This is a genomic window from Hymenobacter agri (assembly GCF_054778495.1).
In genome coordinates this window covers 1-1,044 of record NZ_BAAGZM010001000.1, presented here as the reverse complement: position 1 = coordinate 1,044, position 1,044 = coordinate 1, and the positions used below count along the sequence as shown (strand labels likewise).

2 protein-coding genes are annotated in these 1,044 nt (G+C 65.4%); both read left to right on the top strand.

The genetic code is table 11. From position 1 onward, the window contains the following. Positions 1-338: ArsB/NhaD family transporter (locus ACYVDE_RS24005; protein ID WP_460504042.1), on the top strand; the 338-nt coding region annotated here is incomplete at its 5' end. 172 nt (positions 339-510) lie between these two features. Further along, positions 511-1,044: M48 family metallopeptidase (locus ACYVDE_RS24000; protein WP_460504041.1), on the top strand; the 534-nt coding region annotated here is incomplete at its 3' end.

Here is a 1,044-nt window from a genome sequence, read left to right as displayed (position 1 = left end):
TGCTCACGCGCGGGGCCGGGCAGTCGGCGGTGGGCACGGTGTGGGCCAGCGGGGTGGGCACGGCCCTGCTCTGCAATGGCATGAACAACCTGCCCGCCGGCCTCATCGCCGGCAACGTGATGCAAACCGCCCAGGTGCCGGAAGCGGTGAAAAGCGCCGTGCTCATCGGCATCGACCTCGGCCCCAACCTGTCGGTCACGGGCTCACTGGCTACCATTCTGTGGCTGGTGGCCCTGCGCCGCGAAAACATTACGGTCAGCGCCTGGCAGTTTCTCAAGCTGGGCGCGGTGGTAATGACCGTGCCGCTGCTGCTGTCGCTGGCTTCGCTATTTGTGTAGCAGCCATATCAGGCGGCGGCGAAGCTGCCCGGGATGAGGAGAGCGAAGGGGGTCGCATTTTTGCACTTGTATTCATGCAAATCGGTTGCAACGCTGCCGGGATAGCAAACTGCTGGGGTCTCCTGCAGTGTCGTCCGTGCGCAGTATGTTCCGTTTTCTATCATCATCCTGCATGCCCCGCCCCTTTTCTGCCCCCGTCCGCCGCGAAACCCTGGCCTACCAGAACCAGACCCTACACTACACGCTCGTATTCCGCTCGCGGCGCACGCTGGGCTTCGCCGTGCGGCCCGATGGCAGCGTGCACATCAGCGCGCCCGCCGGCACTTCGCCCGAGTGGGTGGCCCAGCAGGTGCTCCGCAAAGCCGACTGGATTCTGAAGCACCAGCAAACGTTCGCCAATCGGCCGGCGCCCGCTCCCACGCGCCGCTTCGAGCCCGGTAGCCTGCATTATTATCTGGGCCAACCCTATGGGTTACGCTTCGCGGAAGCCCCCAAGCCAGCGGTGGCATTGGTGGCCGATGAACTGGTTGTTTCCACACCCCAGCCCCTGAGCGCTGCTCAGGCCGAAACAATGCTCCTCACCTGGTATGCGCAGCAGGCGGGCCCGCTTTTCGCGGCGTCGCTGGTGCGCGTCTGGCCTCGCTTCGCCGAGTTCAACCTGACGCGGCCCACGCTCTCGGTGCGCCACATGCGCACGCGCTGGGGC